Origin of the sequence: Enterococcus sp. DIV1316a, from assembly GCF_050536915.1 — a bacterium.
Classification (GTDB): Bacteria; Bacillota; Bacilli; order Lactobacillales; family Enterococcaceae; genus Enterococcus; species Enterococcus faecalis.
Genome location: NZ_CP172913.1, coordinates 2,069,874 through 2,088,351, shown reverse-complemented (window position 1 = coordinate 2,088,351; position 18,478 = coordinate 2,069,874). Strand labels below are relative to the sequence as shown.

18 protein-coding genes are annotated in these 18,478 nt (G+C 37.2%); 16 read left to right on the top strand and 2 right to left on the bottom strand.

The window, feature by feature from the left end; genetic code table 11:
• Positions 1-14 precede the first annotated feature (14 nt).
• The 6 genes from IGL56_RS09940 to IGL56_RS09915 all read left to right on the top strand — a co-directional run bounded on the left by IGL56_RS09940 (position 15) and on the right by IGL56_RS09915 (position 4,123).
• Positions 15-434, top strand: coding sequence for a F0F1 ATP synthase subunit epsilon (locus IGL56_RS09940; protein ID WP_002356559.1), 420 nt, complete (start codon positions 15-17; stop codon positions 432-434).
• Positions 435-622: 188 nt separating this feature from the next.
• Positions 623-859, top strand: coding sequence for a DUF1146 family protein (locus IGL56_RS09935; protein ID WP_002356560.1), 237 nt, complete (start codon positions 623-625; stop codon positions 857-859).
• A 102-nt stretch (positions 860-961) separates the two neighbouring features.
• A complete protein-coding gene (murA, locus tag IGL56_RS09930; protein WP_002356562.1) occupies positions 962-2,263 on the top strand; it encodes a UDP-N-acetylglucosamine 1-carboxyvinyltransferase in 1,302 nt (433 codons plus the stop codon).
• Positions 2,264-2,276: 13 nt separating this feature from the next.
• Positions 2,277-2,453, top strand: a complete 177-nt coding sequence (locus tag IGL56_RS09925; protein WP_002356564.1) for a DNA-directed RNA polymerase subunit beta — start codon at positions 2,277-2,279, stop codon at positions 2,451-2,453.
• Between the two features lie 127 nt (positions 2,454-2,580).
• On the top strand, positions 2,581-2,949 hold the full coding sequence (locus IGL56_RS09920) for a PTS glucitol/sorbitol transporter subunit IIA (protein WP_002356567.1): 369 nt from the start codon (positions 2,581-2,583) through the stop codon (positions 2,947-2,949).
• Between the two features lie 4 nt (positions 2,950-2,953).
• Positions 2,954-4,123: an AI-2E family transporter gene (locus tag IGL56_RS09915; protein ID WP_002381494.1), complete on the top strand. Its 1,170-nt coding sequence runs from the start codon at positions 2,954-2,956 to the stop codon at positions 4,121-4,123.
• A 61-nt stretch (positions 4,124-4,184) separates the two neighbouring features.
• Here IGL56_RS09915 and IGL56_RS09910 read toward each other — a convergent pair whose 3' ends face one another.
• Positions 4,185-4,811 (bottom strand): FMN-dependent NADH-azoreductase, encoded by a 627-nt coding sequence (locus IGL56_RS09910; protein ID WP_002356569.1) that lies wholly within the window; start codon positions 4,809-4,811, stop codon positions 4,185-4,187.
• Positions 4,812-5,112: 301 nt separating this feature from the next.
• Here IGL56_RS09910 and licT point away from each other — a divergent pair, with 301 nt between their 5' ends.
• The 10 genes from licT (at position 5,113) to manA (ending at position 17,875) form a co-directional block, all read left to right on the top strand.
• Positions 5,113-5,955, top strand: a complete 843-nt coding sequence (licT, locus tag IGL56_RS09905) for a BglG family transcription antiterminator LicT (RefSeq protein ID WP_002356570.1) — start codon at positions 5,113-5,115, stop codon at positions 5,953-5,955.
• Between the two features lie 162 nt (positions 5,956-6,117).
• Positions 6,118-7,998, top strand: a complete 1,881-nt coding sequence (locus IGL56_RS09900) for a beta-glucoside-specific PTS transporter subunit IIABC (RefSeq protein WP_002378604.1) — start codon at positions 6,118-6,120, stop codon at positions 7,996-7,998.
• Positions 7,999-8,022: 24 nt separating this feature from the next.
• Complete coding sequence (locus tag IGL56_RS09895; protein ID WP_002356572.1) at positions 8,023-9,468, top strand: glycoside hydrolase family 1 protein; 1,446 nt, start codon at positions 8,023-8,025, stop codon at positions 9,466-9,468.
• A gap of 181 nt (positions 9,469-9,649) precedes the next feature.
• A complete protein-coding gene (locus tag IGL56_RS09890; RefSeq protein WP_002384153.1) occupies positions 9,650-10,219 on the top strand; it encodes a guanylate kinase in 570 nt (189 codons plus the stop codon).
• Positions 10,220-10,366: 147 nt separating this feature from the next.
• Positions 10,367-11,044: a TetR/AcrR family transcriptional regulator gene (locus IGL56_RS09885; protein WP_002356574.1), complete on the top strand. Its 678-nt coding sequence runs from the start codon at positions 10,367-10,369 to the stop codon at positions 11,042-11,044.
• Positions 11,045-11,064: 20 nt separating this feature from the next.
• Positions 11,065-12,792 carry an ABC transporter ATP-binding protein gene (locus IGL56_RS09880; RefSeq protein WP_002356575.1) on the top strand — a complete coding sequence of 576 codons (1,728 nt, stop codon included), beginning with the start codon at positions 11,065-11,067 and terminating at the stop codon, positions 12,790-12,792.
• Positions 12,789-14,657 (top strand): ABC transporter ATP-binding protein, encoded by a 1,869-nt coding sequence (locus IGL56_RS09875; protein ID WP_002356577.1) that lies wholly within the window; start codon positions 12,789-12,791, stop codon positions 14,655-14,657. The genes IGL56_RS09880 and IGL56_RS09875 overlap by 4 nt, the downstream gene beginning before the upstream one ends.
• Positions 14,658-14,819: 162 nt before the next feature.
• The gene (locus IGL56_RS09870; RefSeq protein ID WP_002356578.1) at positions 14,820-15,689 is read left to right on the top strand and encodes a VOC family protein; all 870 of its coding nucleotides are present in this window, start codon (positions 14,820-14,822) and stop codon (positions 15,687-15,689) included.
• A 129-nt stretch (positions 15,690-15,818) separates the two neighbouring features.
• The gene (locus tag IGL56_RS09865) at positions 15,819-16,862 is read left to right on the top strand and encodes a serine hydrolase domain-containing protein (protein WP_002385732.1); all 1,044 of its coding nucleotides are present in this window, start codon (positions 15,819-15,821) and stop codon (positions 16,860-16,862) included.
• A gap of 41 nt (positions 16,863-16,903) precedes the next feature.
• Complete coding sequence (gene manA, locus IGL56_RS09860) at positions 16,904-17,875, top strand: mannose-6-phosphate isomerase, class I (RefSeq protein ID WP_002356580.1); 972 nt, start codon at positions 16,904-16,906, stop codon at positions 17,873-17,875.
• A 55-nt stretch (positions 17,876-17,930) separates the two neighbouring features.
• On the opposite strand, the gene IGL56_RS09855 is transcribed toward manA, so the two are convergent.
• Positions 17,931-18,476, bottom strand: coding sequence for an ECF transporter S component (locus IGL56_RS09855; RefSeq protein WP_002356581.1), 546 nt, complete (start codon positions 18,474-18,476; stop codon positions 17,931-17,933).
• Positions 18,477-18,478 lie beyond the last annotated feature (2 nt).

Sequence of the window (18,478 nt, the reverse complement as noted above, 5' to 3'; positions counted from 1 at the left end):
AGGCGGCAAACACAATGGATAGTCTTACTGTGAATGTAGTAACGCCAAATGGTCTAGTTTATGACCACCATGCAAAAATCGTTGTGGCGAAAACAACAGATGGTGAAATTGGTATTTTACCAAAACATGCGCCAATCATCGTTCCGCTAGCGATTGATGAAGTCCGCATCAAACGGACCGATTCAGATACACATGTTGACTGGGTAGCTGTAAATGGTGGTATCATGGAAGTCCGTGATAATGTCGTTTCTATTATTGCCGATAGTGCCGAACGTGAACGAGATATCGATGTGCCTCGTGCTGAACGAGCAAAACAACGAGCAGAACGTTTAATTGAAGAAGCCAAAGCAAAAGACGACCGCGATCAACTACGTCGTGCGACTGTTGCTTTGCATCGAGCAATCAACCGGATCAACGTATCGAAACATGGGTAAAAAAGGCTGAAGGATTCAGTCACTTTTGTAGAGTTTAAGGCGCTTGCTATTGAGTCAGTTGCCTTAAACTCTATTTCTTCGTATTTTTTAATAAATAGTGTCAAATTTTGGCATTTCAAGTGGATTAATTATCGGTTTTTATTATTTTGTGATAAAATGTTCCTACGTTAGAAAAAAGGAGGCTCCTTATGCAATACTATGGAGTAGATGCTATTGTTCGAATCGTTAGTCATCTTATGTTCATTTACATAAGTTTTTGGGCGTTGCAATCATTGCGTATTGAGCAATTTTTCAAAACCCAATTTACACCGCAAATCAGAATGTTGATGGTATTTTTCGCCATCGCTATCGGATACACAGTTAGCTCGTTTGCTTTAGAATTGATTGCGCTTTGTCGAAATCTTTTCATTGTGTATTTTCCTTAAAAATTGAAAAATAAAAAAAGGTACAATTTTTAGTTGAATAATGGTATAATAGTAAAGATTTTGAATAGGAATACCTATTCTCATTTTTTTGGGGGGAACAAAATGGAACAAATTATTGTTCATGGTGGTAATACAAAATTAGAAGGAACTGTAAAAATTGAAGGCGCCAAAAACGCTGTTTTACCAATTTTAGCAGCTACTCTTTTAGCTGAAGAAGGCGTTACTACTTTAAAAAATGTACCAATTTTATCTGATGTATTTACAATGAATCAAGTAATTAAGCATTTGAATGTAGCCATTGATTTTGATGAAGACGCGAATGAAGTAACAATAGACGCAACACAACCTTTAGGGATCGAAGCAAACTATGAGTACGTTAGTAAAATGCGTGCTTCTATCGTTGTAATGGGACCTTTATTGGCTCGTAATGGTCATGCCAAAGTGGCAATGCCAGGTGGCTGTGCCATTGGGAAACGACCAATTGATTTACACTTAAAAGGCTTCCAAGCATTAGGTGCAAAAATCATCCAAAAAAATGGTTATATTGAAGCAATTGCGGATGAACTAATCGGTAACACTATTTACTTAGACTTCCCAAGTGTCGGCGCTACGCAAAACATTATGATGGCTGCTGTTCGTGCGAAAGGAACAACCATCATTGAAAACGTTGCTCGTGAACCTGAAATCGTTGACTTAGCAAACATTTTAAACAAAATGGGTGCCAATGTTATCGGTGCTGGAACAGAAACGATGCGTATCGAAGGCGTCGATAAATTACATGCCGTAGAGCATTCAATCGTTCAAGATCGAATTGAAGCAGGTACGTTCATGGTAGCTGCAGCAATGACTGAGGGCAATGTTTTAATTGAAGAAGCAATTTCTGAACATAATCGTCCGCTAATTTCTAAATTAACTGAAATGGGTGCAATCATTGAAGAAGAAGAAAATGGCATCCGTGTAATTGGACCAAAACATCTAAAACCAACAGATGTTAAGACAATGCCGCATCCTGGTTTCCCAACAGACATGCAAGCACAAATGACAGCGATCCAAATGTTTGCTGAAGGAACAAGCATCGTGACAGAAACAGTCTTTGAAAATCGTTACCAACACTTAGAGGAAATGCGTCGAATGAACGCTGACTTAAAAATTGACGGCAACATTGCCGTTATTAATGGTGGCAACGAGTTACAAGGAGCAGCAGTGGAAGCCACTGATTTACGGGCAGCTGCCGCATTGATTTTAGTAGGGTTACGTGCAAATGGCATTACACGTGTCTCTAATTTGAAATATTTAGATCGTGGCTATTATGAGTTCCATAAAAAACTTCAAAAATTAGGCGCGAACGTTGAACGTGTCAATGATGAAAAAATTGAAGAAAAACAAGCAACGACAGTAATCTAAAGGAGTCAAACGTATGAGTTCATTTCGTTATATTTTAGTAACATTATTGAAAATTCTAGTGGTCATTTCGTTAGTCATTATCTTATTTGTTGTGGGAACAATGATTGGTTATGGTTTGATTGGAAATGGGAATCCAATGGATGTCTTTGATGAAAAAATTTGGACTCATATTATGAACTTCTTTAAATAAAAACTTATTTTAAGGCGGTGAACAAAAGTCAATTGACGATTGTTCACCGCCTTTTCTTTTTCCTGAATATCTATTTTATTCTATGCTATAATAATAGAAGTAAGATAATGAAGGAGTGGGATGGAAGATGCAAGCAACCGTAACAGAAATAGGCAAACATGCAATCGATGATTCAGAAAAAATGATTATTCTTTTTGGAGAAACTGCTACCGATACCTTGAAGCAACATGCAGTTATTCAATCATTCCCAGAAAAAGACCAAGTTACCTTGGCAGAAGGAGATCATCTGAAAATTGGCGATACAAACTATACAATCACAAAAGTGGGTTCTTTTGCCAATAGTAACTTGCAAAGTATCGCTCACAGCACTTTAATCTTTGCTGATGCACCAACCGATGAGGATGATGTTATCCGAAATGGTGTTTATTTAACGCCCCATCAGTTACCAAAGATAACCATTGGAACAACAATTGATTATTTAGTAAATGGAGCGTGAATCAATGGATAAAAAACAAACGACTGATAAACGCCTGTCTTGGTTTTGGCGTTGGTTTTTAAATAATCAAGTAGTAACAGCCTTACTGATTGTCTTATTGGTGCTGTTAATTATTCTAACTTTTACGAAAGTTTCTTATTTATTTAAGCCCGTCTGGCAGTTTTTCGGCGTTGTCGGCTTACCAGTAATTATGGCGGGGATTTTATATTATTTATTAAATCCAATTGTCGATTATTTAGAGAAAAAACAAATCTCACGTGTCTGGAGTATTATCGGCCTATTTATTTTAATTGTGGCACTACTCATTTGGGGTGGTATTGTAATCGTTCCTAAAATTCGTGAGCAATCTGTCAGCTTTGTGAATCATTTTCCTCAATATATTGATACAATTGATCAAAAATCGCAGGAAATATTAAGTGATCCACTTTTCGCGCAATTTAGAGAACAACTTGAAGCGGCAGGCGATAAAGTTGTCAGTTCGTTAGGTACCATCATTAAAAACGTCTCAACGTTCACAGTACAAGGAATTGGTAATTTCTTTGGGGCGGTGGCTACGATCTTTGTCGCCATCATTACGATGCCGTTTATTCTATTTTATTTACTGAAAGATGGCAAAAACTTAGCGCCATATTTAATGAAGTTTTTACCAGTGAAGATGCGTAAACCAACCTTAAAAGTTCTTGCAGAAGTCAATGATCAAGTCTCTTCTTATATTAGAGGACAGTTAACTGTCGCTTTCGCAGTGGCAATTATGTTTATGATTGGTTTTTCTGTCATTGGCTTAGATTATGCAGTCACTTTAGGTATTGCAGCAGGCTTTTTAAATTTAATCCCTTATTTAGGGTCATTTTTAGCCATGATTCCAGCAGTCTTTTTAGGAATTGTCAGTGGGCCAGCCTTGTTAATTAAAGTCTTGATTGTTTTTGCCATTGAGCAAACGGTCGAAGGTCGGTTTATTTCACCACTTGTCCTAGGCAGTCAGTTATCCATTCATCCAGTCACCATTTTGGTTGTTTTATTAACGTCTGGTAAACTATTTGGGATTGTCGGGGTGATTTTAGGAATTCCTGTTTATGCCGCAGCTAAGGTGATAATTACACACATTTTTGAGTGGTACCAAATCGTTTCCGGTTTGTATGATGAAGATAAGCCAGATCAACAAGAATCTACGTAACAAAAGAGACAAGCAGTGAATGAACTGCTTGTCTCTTTTTGATGTAAATCACTCGGAAAATTTAGAATGTTTTACCGTATTCAGTTGCTTTGGTCATGGCAGTATTTAAAAGTTCTTCCGCGCGATCAGGGAAATGATCGATTCCTTCGATGAATAATCCGTCGACTTGCTCAACACCAATAAAGTTTAGAATCGCTTTAATGTATTGAGAAGCAAAATCTTTTCCTTCGTAGAAGCCGCCATTTGATTGGATGTGTAAGGCTTTTTTACCACTTGTTAGAGGTTTTGGTCCTTCTGCAGTATATTGGAATGTTTTTCCAGCAACGTTGATTGTATCTACCCAAGCTTTTAAGCGTGTCGGTACGTTTAAGTTCCACATTGGATTAGCAATTACTACTTTGTCTGCAGATAAAAATTGATCAGTTAATTCATTAAAACGAGCCACTTTTTGTTGTTGGTTTTCGCTTAATGTTTCAAATGCTGCGCCAGCGCGAAGTGCACCCCAAGCAGATAATAATTCTTCATCGATTTCCGGCATGTTTGTTTCTGGTGCATAAACATCTAAAATTTCGATTTCGTCTGATGGATTTGTTTCACGGTATGAAGCTAAAAATGTTTCTAACGCACGAACTGAGCGTGATTCTTCTTTTGTTAATGGATGTGCTTTAACAACTAATAATTTTGACATTGTGTAATCTCCTTAAAATAAATAGTTTAAAAATTCAACATCTCTATTTTACTAATAAAAAGTAAGAGAAAGCAAGTCTTTTTTTTACTTTTAGTAAACTTTTTTTTAAAATGGATCAACAGAGTAAAAAATAAATAAAAATATTTTTTTGGAAAGGCTTGCATATTAAAAAAAAGCATGCTATTATTACTTTGTAAATAAGGATTGTTACTGCTTTGCAGGCAAAACCAGAGTCTTCCATTAACACAATCAGTGGAGGGATTCTGGGCTTTTTTTATAAAAAAGTGAGGTTGCATTCATCATGAGGATTGAAAAAGTTTTAAATAATAATGTCGTGCTTTCAAGAAATGAGCAAGGCGAAGAAATTGTTTATATGGGACGCGGCTTAGCCTTTCAAAAGAAGATTGGAGACACGATCAATCCAGATTATGTTGAAAAGGAATTCGTGTTAAAGGACTCCGCTATGGCAGGGCAATTCCAGCAGCTGTTTGAAGACGTCCCCACCAAAGAAGTAGAAGTCGTCAAACAAATCGTTGATTTAGCAGAAACAACGCTAGCGATTGAGCTTTCATCAAATATTTATTTAACTTTAACGGATCATATTCACTATGCGTTACTTCGAGCCAAAGAAGGAATTGATATTCCGAATCCTCTTGTATTCGAAACACGCAAATTTTATCCTAAAGAATTTGAAATCGCAAAGCAAGCATTAGCGATTATTGCTGAAAAGCTAGGGGTTCAATTTTCAGAAAATGAAGCGGGCTTCATTGCTTTTCATATTGTGAATGCTGAACAAGGAAATGGCAATATGGAAGTTACCATGGAAGCAACCAAGATGGTTCGTGATATTTTAACGATTATTAGTCGCTACTTTGGACAGGTGTTTGATGAAGATTCATTGAACTATCAGCGAATTGTTACACATCTTCAATATTTTGCGCAACGTTATTTAAAACAAGAAGCGCATGATGATGAGGACGAATTTCTTTTTGCATTGGTCCAAGGAAAGTATCCTAAGGCGTTTCAAGCGGTCCAACGTATTAATGAGTATTTATTAAAAAGCTATGATCGACCAATTGATCAAGCGGAAATGATTTATTTAACCATTCATATCCAAAGAGTGGTCAATGATAAAAAAGCATAACAACCAATAATCGCGGATTGTTACTGATAATGCAGGCAAAACCTAGATTGAAAAAACCGATAACGATTTTCGCAGACTGCGCAACTGTGAAGAGAAGGATCTGGCTCTTTTTCAATGTAGGTTTTTTTGATATTAAAAATTAATGGAAATGAGGATCTAGAGATGAGTAAAAATCAAGAAATTGCAGCACGTGTGTTAAAAGCTGTTGGGGGCGAAGGCAACGTTAATAGTGTTGTTCACTGTGCTACACGCTTACGTTTTAAATTAAAAGATGAGAATAAAGCAGATACAGCTGCATTGAATGCTGACCCAGATGTTATTCAGGTAGTTCAAAGTGCAGGACAATATCAAGTGGTTATTGGCAGTCACGTTAGTGATGTCTATAAGGATTTGATGGCTAACAGTGGACTAGGTAATGATTCTGATAATAGAGAAAAAGAAAGTGGCGGAAATATCTTTAACCGTTTAATTGATATTATTTCTTCTATTTTTACACCGTTTTTAGGTGCAATGGCCGGCGCTGGGGTTCTAAAAGGCTTCTTAACATTGGCTGTAACTATGGGCTGGTTAGCTGACACTTCAGGCGTATATCTTGTTCTCTTTTCGATTGCAGATGGTTTATTTACTTTCTTACCAATTATGTTAGCGTTTACGGCTGCTAAAAAATTCAATACTAATCCCTTTTTAGCGGTTGCTTTGGCGATGGCCTTAGTTCATCCCAGCATTACTGCTTTAGCAGGCAAAACAATTAGCTTTGCTGGTCTTCCAGTGATTATTGGGCCAAGTGGCTATACTTCTTCGGTTTTACCAATTATTTTGGCTGTTTTTGCACAAAGTTATGTGGAACGTTTCTTCAAAAAAGTAATTCCGAGTTTTCTACAAATTATCTGCGTTCCGTTAGCTGTTTTCCTTATTATGGCACCTGTTACCTTCTTAGCTATTGGTCCTATCGGGACGGTCATCGGCGATTGGTTGGGACAAGGATACAACGCAATTTACGCTTTTAGTCCAATTATCGCAGGGTTATTAATGGGTTCGTTGTGGCAAGTCTTGGTAATGTTTGGTATGCATTGGGGCTTTGTACCAATTATGATGTTAAACTTAACACAAGGTGGCGATACGATGGTACCGATGTTATTACCAGCCGTTATTGCACAAGGCGGGGCTGCTTTAGCTGTCTTTTTCCTAACAAAAAATGTGAAACTAAAAGGTTTGGCTTTGTCTTCAAGCATTACAACTATTTTTGGAATTACTGAACCAACTGTATATGGCGTGACTTTACCATTGAAAAAACCATTTATTGCAGCTTGTATTGGTGGCGGTATCGGTGGTGCATTTGTGGCTATGAATCACGTGAAAAACTTTACGTTTGGCTTGGTTAGTATGTTGAGCTTACCTGGGTTTATTCCTGCAGAGACAAAAGATACTGCACCGATGATTACTGGTGCAATTGGTGCTGGAATTGCCTTTATCATTGCGTTTGTCTTAACGTTTGTCTTACGTTTTGAAGATCAACCTAATCCAGAAACAGCAACTGAAAAAACAGAAACTGATAAGATGGTGGCACCTGTAAAAACGAATCAAGAAGACAAAATTATTTTAGCAAGTCCACTTCAAGGTGAAATTTTACCGCTAGAAAAAGTACAAGACCCTGTTTTTGCTTCAGGTGCTTTAGGAAAAGGTGTTGCAATTGAGCCGACTGAAGGCAAACTGTATGCACCCGCAGATGGTGAAATCACCACATTATTTCCGACAGGACATGCTGTTGGCTTGACGACAACAGAGGGCGTTGAATTATTAATGCATATTGGCATGGATACAGTCGAATTAGATGGTAAAGGATTTGAATTATCAGTGAAACAAGGTGATTCTGTTAAAAAAGGAGATTTGCTGGTTACTTTTGATATTGCTGCCATTAAAGAAGCTGGTTATCCAGTAGTTACACCGATTGTGGTAACGAATACGAGTGATTATTTAGATGTTTTGGATATGAACCAAACAGACGTGTTACATGGTGAAGACTTTTTAGCCATTATTAAATAAAAGACAATTGGAGGAGGAACAAGCATGACAACAACGACAAAATTTCCAAAAGGATTTTTATGGGGCGGTGCGACCGCAGCCAATCAATTAGAAGGGGCTTACTTAGCCGATGGTAAAGGGTTATCTGTGGCAGATGCGATGCCGGGAGGAAAACAACGTTTCGCTATTTTAGGAGATGAAGCGTTTGATTGGACGATTGACGAAACGAAATATCGCTACCCTAATCATACAGGAATTGATCACTATGATCGCTTTAAAGAGGACATTGCGTTGTTTGCTAAAATGGGCTTCAAATGTTATCGGTTTTCAATTGCGTGGTCGCGTATTTTTCCACAAGGAGATGAAACACAACCGAATGAAGCCGGCTTGAAATTTTATGATGCGGTTATCGATGAATGCTTAAACTATAACATTGAACCAGTAATTACGATTTCTCATTATGAAATGCCACTGCATTTAGCGAAAGAATACGGCGGGTGGAAAAATCGCCAATTAGTTGACTTTTATGAACGTTTTGCGGAAACTGTTTTAACACGTTACCACCAAAAAGTTAACTATTGGATGACATTCAATGAAATTAATTCAGCGTTCCATTTCCCAGCACTTAGTCAAGGATTGGTGAAAAGCAATGGAGCCAATGATTATCAAAACATTTTCCAAGCATGGCATAATCAATTTGTTGCAAGTAGTAAAGCTGTAAAAATTGGCCATGAATTAAATCCAGAATTACAAATTGGATGTATGATTATTTATGCAACAACGTATGGCATTGATTCGAATCCAGTCAATCAAGTTGCTACAATGATTGAAAACCAAGAGTTTAATTATTATTGTACAGATGTTCAAGTTCGTGGTGAATATCCAGCATACGCAGAACGCATGTATCAAAAATATGCTGTGAAAGACTTAGTTATTGAAGAAGGCGATTTAGAATTATTAAAAGAATACCCAGTGGATTACATTGGCTTTAGTTATTATATGTCGACTGCTGTCGATGTTACTGGTACTACCAACGATACAGCAAATGGGAATCTTTTAGGCGGCGTTAAAAATCCCTTCTTAGAAGCAAGTGAATGGGGTTGGCAAATTGATCCCGAAGGCTTACGAATTGCCCTAAATGAATTATATAATCGTTATCAAAAACCTTTATTTATTGTGGAAAACGGCTTAGGTGCAATTGATAAAGTAGACGAAAATTTCTATGTGGCAGACGACTATCGGATTGATTATTTACGTCGTCATATTGAAGCAATGGCAGAAGCAGTTGCAGACGGCGTCGATTTAATGGGCTATACGCCGTGGGGCTGTATTGATTTAGTCAGTGCTTCCACAGGTGAAATGAGTAAACGGTATGGGTTTATTTACGTTGATTTAGACGATGAAGGAAATGGTACTAAAAACCGTTATGAAAAAAAATCGTTTAATTGGTACAAACAAGTTATTGAAACTAATGGACAAAACTTAGACTAGTTATTGTAATTAAACAAAACAAGATAAGCGTAGTAGGTTGTTGCTTCTGTTCCCGCCGTTTATTAATTTTTAAGCTTGGACCAAAAATCTAAAGTGATTTTTGGCCCAAGCTCTTTTTTGTCAATTTTTCAAAATAGTGCACAATACGTTATAATAGAAACAACTGAGAGGAGCGTTTCTAATGATTAAGCAATTACAACATCCATTTTTTGTTATTATGGGTCCGAGTGGTTCTGGCAAGACCGCAATTACAAGTAAGGTTTTTCCGAAAAACTATAAAGTTATCTCGCATACTACGAGGAAAAAACGATTGGATGAAGTGGATGGTGTGGATTACTATTTTGAAACAAAAGCAAGTTTTCAAACCTTGATTGAAACCAATCAGTTAGTGGAGTATGATTTTTACCATGGAAACTATTACGGTGTCGGTGTAGATGCCATCGTTGAAACAACGAAAGAGCATCCAGCCTATAATGCGTTAACTTTTCCAGGCTTTCAAGCGGTCTTTGAGCGTTTCGGCGAGTCCGTCATTCCAGTTTTTTTTGACGTTTCAAAAGAAAATATTTATCAACGTTTAAAACAACGAGAATCTGATCCTAAAATTATTGAAGAACGTTTAAACCTTTATGATCAAGAAATTCTTATCAAAAACCAATTGGAACAATATCCTAATTATCAACGAATAGATGCCAATGGACCTATAAAAGAGGTCGCTGGCTTGTTACAAGAATGCATCAAACACTATTATTAATCAAGCAACTGGTGAGACAGAATCTAACATCAATTTTGTCTTGCTAGGTGCTTGATTTTTTTTGTAAAAAACTTGCATTCTGAATAGAGAGTGCTATAATGACATGGTGTCATATGACAATGTGTCATAAAAGGGAGGAACACAAATATGCCTACGAATACGTTTTTTCATTTGCCAGAAGAAAAGCAACAACGCTTATTAGATGCTGCGCAAATTGAATTTTCGCGCCATTCTTTACAAGAAGCGTCAATTGCAAATATTGTTAAATTAGCGGGAATTCCGCGCGGTAGCTTTTATCAATATTTTGAGAACAAAGAAGATTTGTATTTTTATTACTTTGCGACATTAAGAAAAAATAGTGAACGAGATTTAGAGAAACAAATTATTGCGGAAGATGGCGATTTAATCGAAGCCATGGATGTCTATTTCTCCAAAATGATTGTCGAAGTGCTAACTGGAGAGAATGCTTCTTTCTATCGGAATTTATTTGTCAACATGGACTATCGTGCTTCACGTCGGGTGACAGATAATTTAGCGACTGGTGAAGAGGAAAAAAATAGGAAACAGCACTGTCATAAGCATAGAGGAAGAAAAGGCCATGCTGCCTATGCAGAACATCTTTATCAAATAATCGATCGTTCGAAATTAACCATTGAAACGCCAAAAGAATTCACATGGTTCATGCAGACGGCGATGCATGCCGTTTTCTCAACAATTGTTGACGGGTATCGTCAACAAAGAGAAAATCCCGCCTATGATTCAACTGAAGCAGTCAAACAATTAAAAATGAAATTAAATTGGTTGAAAAATGGCGCTTATAAGTAGCAAAAAGGAGGAGAAGTTAGTTGATTAAACTAGTCAAACGGATGTCGTTATGGTCGGTCTTTGCAGCGGTTTTATTTATGATCGTGCAAATTATCGCAGATTTATATCTGCCCACATTAACATCTAATATCATTAATGACGGTGTCGCTAAAGGAGATATTAACTATATTTGGAGTACAGGAGTTGTCATGTTAGGCTTTTCTTTGATTAGCATTGTCGCTTCTATTGGAAATACCTTTTTTGCCACCAAAGAATCACAAAGTTTAGGTAAAAAATTACGGACTGATATTTATCGAAAAGTTGAAAATTTTTCTAATAATGAATTTGACAAATTTGGGACAGCTTCGCTAATTACACGAACAACCAATGATGTCAATCAGATTCAAATGGTTATGCAAATGTTTTTACGTTTAATGATTAACGCACCTTTAACGTTAATTGGTGCAAGTTTTATGGCGTATAACAAGGACCCACAATTAACGAAAATTTTTCTATATGTTTTACCAATTATGGCTGTTTTAGTGGGAGGTATCATGTTTTTAGCGGTTCCGTTATTTAAGAGCATGCAAAAGAAAACCGACCGTTTAAATTTAGTTTTTCGTGAAGGACTGACAGGAGTTCGTGTGATTCGGGCCTTTGGCAAAGCAAACTATGAAGAACAACGTTTTGATGAAGCCAATAAGGATTATACACAAACGGCGATTAAAGTGAATACGATTGTCGCTTTGATGATTCCTTTAATGACACTCATTATGAGTGGTACCAATATTGCAATCACTTGGTTTGGCGGTCATTATATTGCGGAAATGCAACTAGAAGTAGGGAACTTAATCGCCTTTATGACTTATGCCATGCAAATTCTGATGAGTTTCATGATGCTATCCATGATTTTTGTCATGGTACCGCGGGCGCAAGCTTCTGCTGATCGGATTAATGAGGTGCTAAATACTGATTCAGAAATCAAAGATGTACCCAATCCAGAACTACTCTCTCTAAAAGGCGACAAAGCAACATTGGCGTTTGAACATGTTAATTATCGTTACCAGCATGCTGAAAACTTAGCACTGGAAGATATAGATTTTTCAGCAAAATCTGGGGAGACGGTCGCAATTATTGGTGGGACAGGTTCTGGGAAAACAACGCTGGTTAATCTTTTACCACGTTTTTATGATGTTGAATCTGGCAAGATTTTGCTAAATGGTAAAAACATTAAAGATACGTCACAGCATAATTTACGAGAAATGATTGGCTTTGTACCGCAAAAGGCTGTTTTATTTACAGGAACGATTCGTGAAAATATGCAATACGGCGCCCCAAATGCGACCGATGAAGAAATTTGGCAAGCCTTAGAAATCGCGCAGGCGAAGGCGTTTGTTTCAGAATTGGCAGAAGGTTTGGATAGTCATGTCGAACAAGGCGGCGGTAATTTTTCTGGCGGACAACGCCAGCGGTTGGCTATTGCTCGTGCTTTAGTAAAACCAGCAGATGTCTATGTTTTTGATGATTCCTTTTCTGCATTGGATTTCAAAACAGATGCTAATTTAAGAAAAGCCTTAAAAGAGCAGATGACGGATGCAATTGTCGTTTTAGTGGCCCAACGTGTAAGTACGGTTATGGAAGCATCGACAATTTTAGTATTAGACGAAGGAAAATTAGTTGGTAAAGGAACGCATGAAGAGTTATTAGCGAATAACCAAACGTATCAAGAAATTGTACATTCTCAATTGAGAGAGGAGGACCTTGCATGAGTAGTCGACCAAAAGGCGGACCAATGGGCGGTGGACCAGGACGCAACATTGGCGCAAAAGGGCCAAAACCAAAAAATTTCTGGAAAACAGTGAAACGTTTATTTCGATACATGTCTAAACGAATGCTGTCAATTATTGCTGTCTTAGTGTTAGCAATCGCAGCCGTCGTTTTCCAAATTCAAACACCAAAAGTATTAGGACAGGCAACAACTGAAATTTTTAAAGGCGTCATGAAAGGCGCTGCTGAAATGAAACAAGGCTTAAAAATAACATCTTTTCCAATTGATTTTGACAAAATCGGTCAAATTTTATTAATTGTTATTGCCATGTACCTTATTTCTGCTGTCTTTAATTTCTTGCAGCAAGTAATTATGACACGTGTTTCACAGCGAACAGTTTATGAATTACGTCAAGAATTAGAAGCGAAAATGAACAAAGTTCCAATTTCCTATTATGATACTCATAGTAATGGGGACATCATGTCGCGGGCAATTAACGACATGGATAATATTGCGAGTACTTTACAACAAAACTTAACCCAATTAATTACCAGTATCGTGACATTTGTGGGTGTACTTTGGATGATGCTGACCATTAGCTGGCAGTTAACACTAATTGCCTTAGCAACAGTGCCATTAAGTTTAATTGTTGTGATGGTTGTGGCGCCTCGCTCGCAAAAACATTTTGCGGCTCAACAAAAAAGCTTAGGATTATTGAATAACCAAGTCGAAGAAACCTACGGTGGTCACGTAGTAGTAAAAAGTTTCAACCACGAAGAAAGTGATCAAGAAGTATTTGAAAAAGAAAATGAAAAATTATATCATGCTGGTCGCAAAGCACAATTTATTTCAGCGATCATTATGCCTTTAATGAACTTTATCAAAAATCTAGGCTATGTGTTTGTTGCAGTCCTTGGTGGCGTAAAAGTAGCGAATGGTATGATGGATTTAGGGGATGTCCAAGCATTTCTTCAATATACCAATCAATTTTCACAACCGATTACTCAAATCGCTAATTTAATGAATACAATCCAAGCTACGGTGGCTTCGGCAGAACGTGTCTTTGAAGTATTAGATGAAGAAGAAATGGTGGATGAACCTTCTGGCGTACCAGTGGAAACAGATAGTCCTTATCGTGTTTCTTTTGAACATGTTGCTTTTGGCTATTCACCAGAGAAATTATTAATGAAAGATTTCAATTTAAATGTTAAACCTGGGGAAATGGTCGCAATCGTGGGCCCAACAGGTGCTGGGAAAACAACCCTAATTAACTTATTGGAACGCTTCTATGATATTAGTAGCGGCAGCATCAAATATGATGGCGTAGATACGCGCGATTTATCTCGCGAAGAGTTGCGAGCACACTTTTCAATGGTTCTTCAAGATACTTGGTTGTTCACTGGAAGTATCTATGACAATATTCATTATGGTAATGACCAAGCGAGCGAAGAAGAAGTGATCCGTGCGGCGAAAGCAGCCCATGTGGATGATTTTGTCAGAAAATTACCAGAAGGCTATCAAACGATTCTAAATGAAGAAGCCAGCAATATTTCTCAAGGTCAACGACAATTAATTACAATTGCTCGAGCATTCTTAGCAAATCCAGACGTTTTAATTTTGGATGAAGCCACCTCAAGTGTGGACACTCGAACAGAAATACTGATTCAAGCAGCAATGAATCGTTTATTGGAAAATCGGACCAGCTTTGTAGTCGCTCATCGCTTGTCGACTATCCGTGATGCCGATACGATTATCGTTATGGCAGAAGGTTCAATTGTAGAAACAGGAACCCACGATGAATTAATGGCGAAAAACGGTTTTTATGCTGACTTATATAACAGTCAGTTTTCAGAAGAAGTAGCCTAAAAGGCGAAGCAAAAAAATAGTAATTCATGATGAGGCTTCAGGAACCATAGTCGTAAAGACTGGTTCCTGAAGCCTTATTTTTTTAACAAAAAGTTAGCGAAATTGAAAAATTTCTATTTTCTTTTGAGAAAAACAGGATATTACTTGATGAAATAGCAAGAGATGTATAAAATGGGAGAGAAGAAAATGGAGGTAACAGAAAAAATGACTGAATTTCAATTAGAAAAAGCTGCGACATTAAAAACAATTGCCATTCGTGCGAAAAAAGTTGGCGAAATGGTCGACTTTTATAAAAAAGTAATGGGTTTTGTTTTAAAGTCAGAAGAAAATAACCTGTCTATCTGGGGTACACGTGAAGCAGGAACGCAATTATTAATTTTAGAAGAAACTAGAAAAGCCGAAGATTTTCATAATGAAGAAAAACAAATGGCTTATTTTTCAATTAAAGTTCCTACGGAAAAAGAATTTTTACAAATTGCTCAACGAGTGCTTGAACAAGACTACCCAATTGATGAAAGTTTCCAAATTGGCACACGTCAAAGCATGTTCATTACTGATCTTGAAGGCAATCAATTTGAGATTTTTCACGATGAAGCAACAGCAAATTCGACTTCTGAAAAGCAACCAATTGTGCTTAAAGATCTTATCAGTGAGGACTTAGAGCCACATCAAGGGTTAGCCGCTGGCTCATATTTAGCGCATGTGCAATTAAAAACAAACAATCAAAAAGAAATAAAAGCATACTATGAGGAAGTTCTGGGTTTAAAACGCAATGAAAAAGATCAATTTGTTTTAGAAGATGGCAAAGCAACTATTGGATTCCAAAAACCTGAAACAAGTGAAGTGGATCAATTACCTGATCCACACTTAGGTTTAGATTTCTTTACCATTAAGCTCTCTGATCAAGACCATATTTTAGCAATAGAGCAACAATTAACGGCAAAAAATCAAGAGTTCTTTATTGACCAGAAAAAAGCAATTGTCACTGTGTTTGATCCAATTGGCTTGGAATGGTGGTTTGTCTTAAAATAAACGCTTAGACAGACAAAATAAGCTTGTTTTAGCAAGTCTGGAATAAAGTCGGAATAAAAGTTTAACGCTACTTTTGTTCGGAACTTATTCTAGACTTTTCCTTTAATATTAAAAATAGAAGGTGAAAAAATGTACGAAAAAACAAAGTGGAAAATTCAAAAAATGATGAAAAAAGGTGTTTTTTCGGGGGCTAGTTTTTGTTTCATTGAAGGTGAAAAAGAGGAGAGCAATTGTTGGGGACTGGCACAAGTAAAACCCACCAAAGAACAATTAACCTCGGCCATGCTGTTTGATGTGGCTTCTTTAACCAAAGTAGTCGGCACCACCACCGTTATTTTGCAATTAGTGGAAGAAGGAAAAATTATTCTAGATCAATCATTACAAACTTATTATCCCTCTTTTCAAGATTCTAATATTACAATCCGGCATTTGTTGACACATACGGCAGATTTACAAGGCTATATTCCTAATCGTGATCAGCTGAATGCCCAAGAATTAAAAGACGCCTACAATCATTCATTTCACGCAGGCAAAGCAATAGGTAAAAAAGTCGTCTATACAGATGCAGGGACTATTTTATTAGGCTTTATGTTAGAAGAAATGTTCCAACAATCAATGATAGAAATTTTATCTGAGCGAGTATTGCTTCCTTTAGGGATGAACGAAAGTACGTTTCTACCAAAGAATCCTTTAAACTGTGTGCCAACAGAATTACATGAACAAAGAGGGTTGATTCGAGGTGCAACCCATGATCCTAAGGCATTGGTTTTACGGGAACATGCAGGGAATGCTGGCTTGTTTAGCAATGTCTATGATTTAACAAAATTTGTTCGAATGTATTTAAATCGAGGCAGTTATCACAATCACCAATTCTTGAAAAAAGAGACAATTGATTTGTTACTAGTTAACCAAGTGCCAGCTGCAGATAAACCACGTTCTCTAGGCTGGGATTTTAAATATGATGTAGCTACGCAACGGCCATTATTATTCCATACAGGCTATACAGGCACTTTTTTGCTAATTGATGTGCAACAACAATCAGCGTTTATCTTTTTATCTAATCGAGTCCATCCAGAGGACCACCGGAACACTTATATCGAAGAAAGAGATCAGTTGTTGGCAACCTATTTAAAAGAGAAATCATCAGTTTCAGATGAAATGACTAGTTTTTAGTGATATAATGAGAGCGAATTCAATTTGGGAGGTCACAGTCAATGCAAGAACCATTATTTTTACAACCTGTTTTTCAAGAAAAAATTTGGGGCGGCAATCGTCTACACACGCTATTTGGTTTCGATTTACCGAGCGATAAAATTGGTGAAGATTGGGCAATCAGTGCACATCCACATGGCGTTAGTACTGTTTTAAATGGCGAATTTAAAGGAAAAAAATTAGATGAATTGTGGGCAGACCATCAAGAGTTATTCGGCCATGCAGGTGGCGCTGTCTTTCCATTATTAACGAAAATTTTAGATGCTGAAGATGATTTATCCGTGCAAGTTCATCCTGATGATGCATATGGTCAAAAACATGAAGGCGAGCTAGGCAAAACTGAATGTTGGTACATTATTGATGCAGAACCTGGCGCTGAAATCATTTATGGACATCACGCAAAAACAAAAGAAGAACTAGCTGAAATGATTGAAGAAGGTCGTTGGGACGATCTTTTAAGAAAAGTACCAGTGAAAAAAGGCGATTTTTATTATGTACCAAGCGGCACTATTCATGCCATCGGCTCGGGTATTTTAATTTTAGAAACGCAACAAAGCAGTGATACTACGTATCGGGTTTATGATTATGATCGAACAGATGATCAAGGAAAGACACGGGAATTGCATATTCAACAATCCATTGATGTGACAACCGTTCCGGCGAAGGATCCTGACCTCTCTATTCAACAAGAAAATCAAGGACAATCAAGCATTGTTACTTATGTAAAAACAGATTTCTTTAATGTCTATGAGTGGCGTGTCAGTGGGATTCTAAAAGTTAAAAAACAAGCACCTTATACATTAGCAACAGTTATTGAAGGTGTGGGTCGATTGATTACAGAAGATGCTGCAAAAGCAGATGTGGCTACTTTTGATTTGAAAAAAGGCGATAGCTTTATCTTTCCGACAGATATTCCGAGCTGGCGTTTTGAAGGTGATCTAACGATTATAGCTTCAGAACCTGGCAGTCGCTAAAAAAATGAGGAGATCATCAACAGATGATTTCCTCTTTTTTTGGCATTAAAACAGTTTATTTTGTTATAAAGGAACGTTTAGGTAAGGCAGCGATAACAGCTGTGACGATGATGACTGATAGCAGACGATCCCCGTAATCTGTTATCAATTGAACCAACAGGACGCTTGCTAGCTGATTTAAGCCTAAACCATATAAAAATTGGACAATTATGCTGGAGCCAGCAGAAGTAATTCCACCAAATAAACAAACTGTAATCAAGGAAGAAATCACTGTTCCTGGTATCGTTAACCACAACGTTTTAAATGGTAATTTGGTTACTTTTAACTGCTGATGAAGGAGCAAACCTGCTAAAATTCCTGTGCAGAGTTGGACAGGTGAATAATACAGAGAAAAGATATCCGTTGTCAATCCAGTTAGTAGACTTGTTAAAATACCTGTCAGTGCACCAAAGAGTGGGCCTAATAACGCACCTGTAAAAATAGTTCCCACGCTATCAAGATAGATTGGTAAGCGAAGGAGCAATGCAATGGTACTGCCAAGGTAATTTAAAGCAACACTAAAAGCGATAATTGTAATGATTCGTGGTGTTATTTTTTTCATGG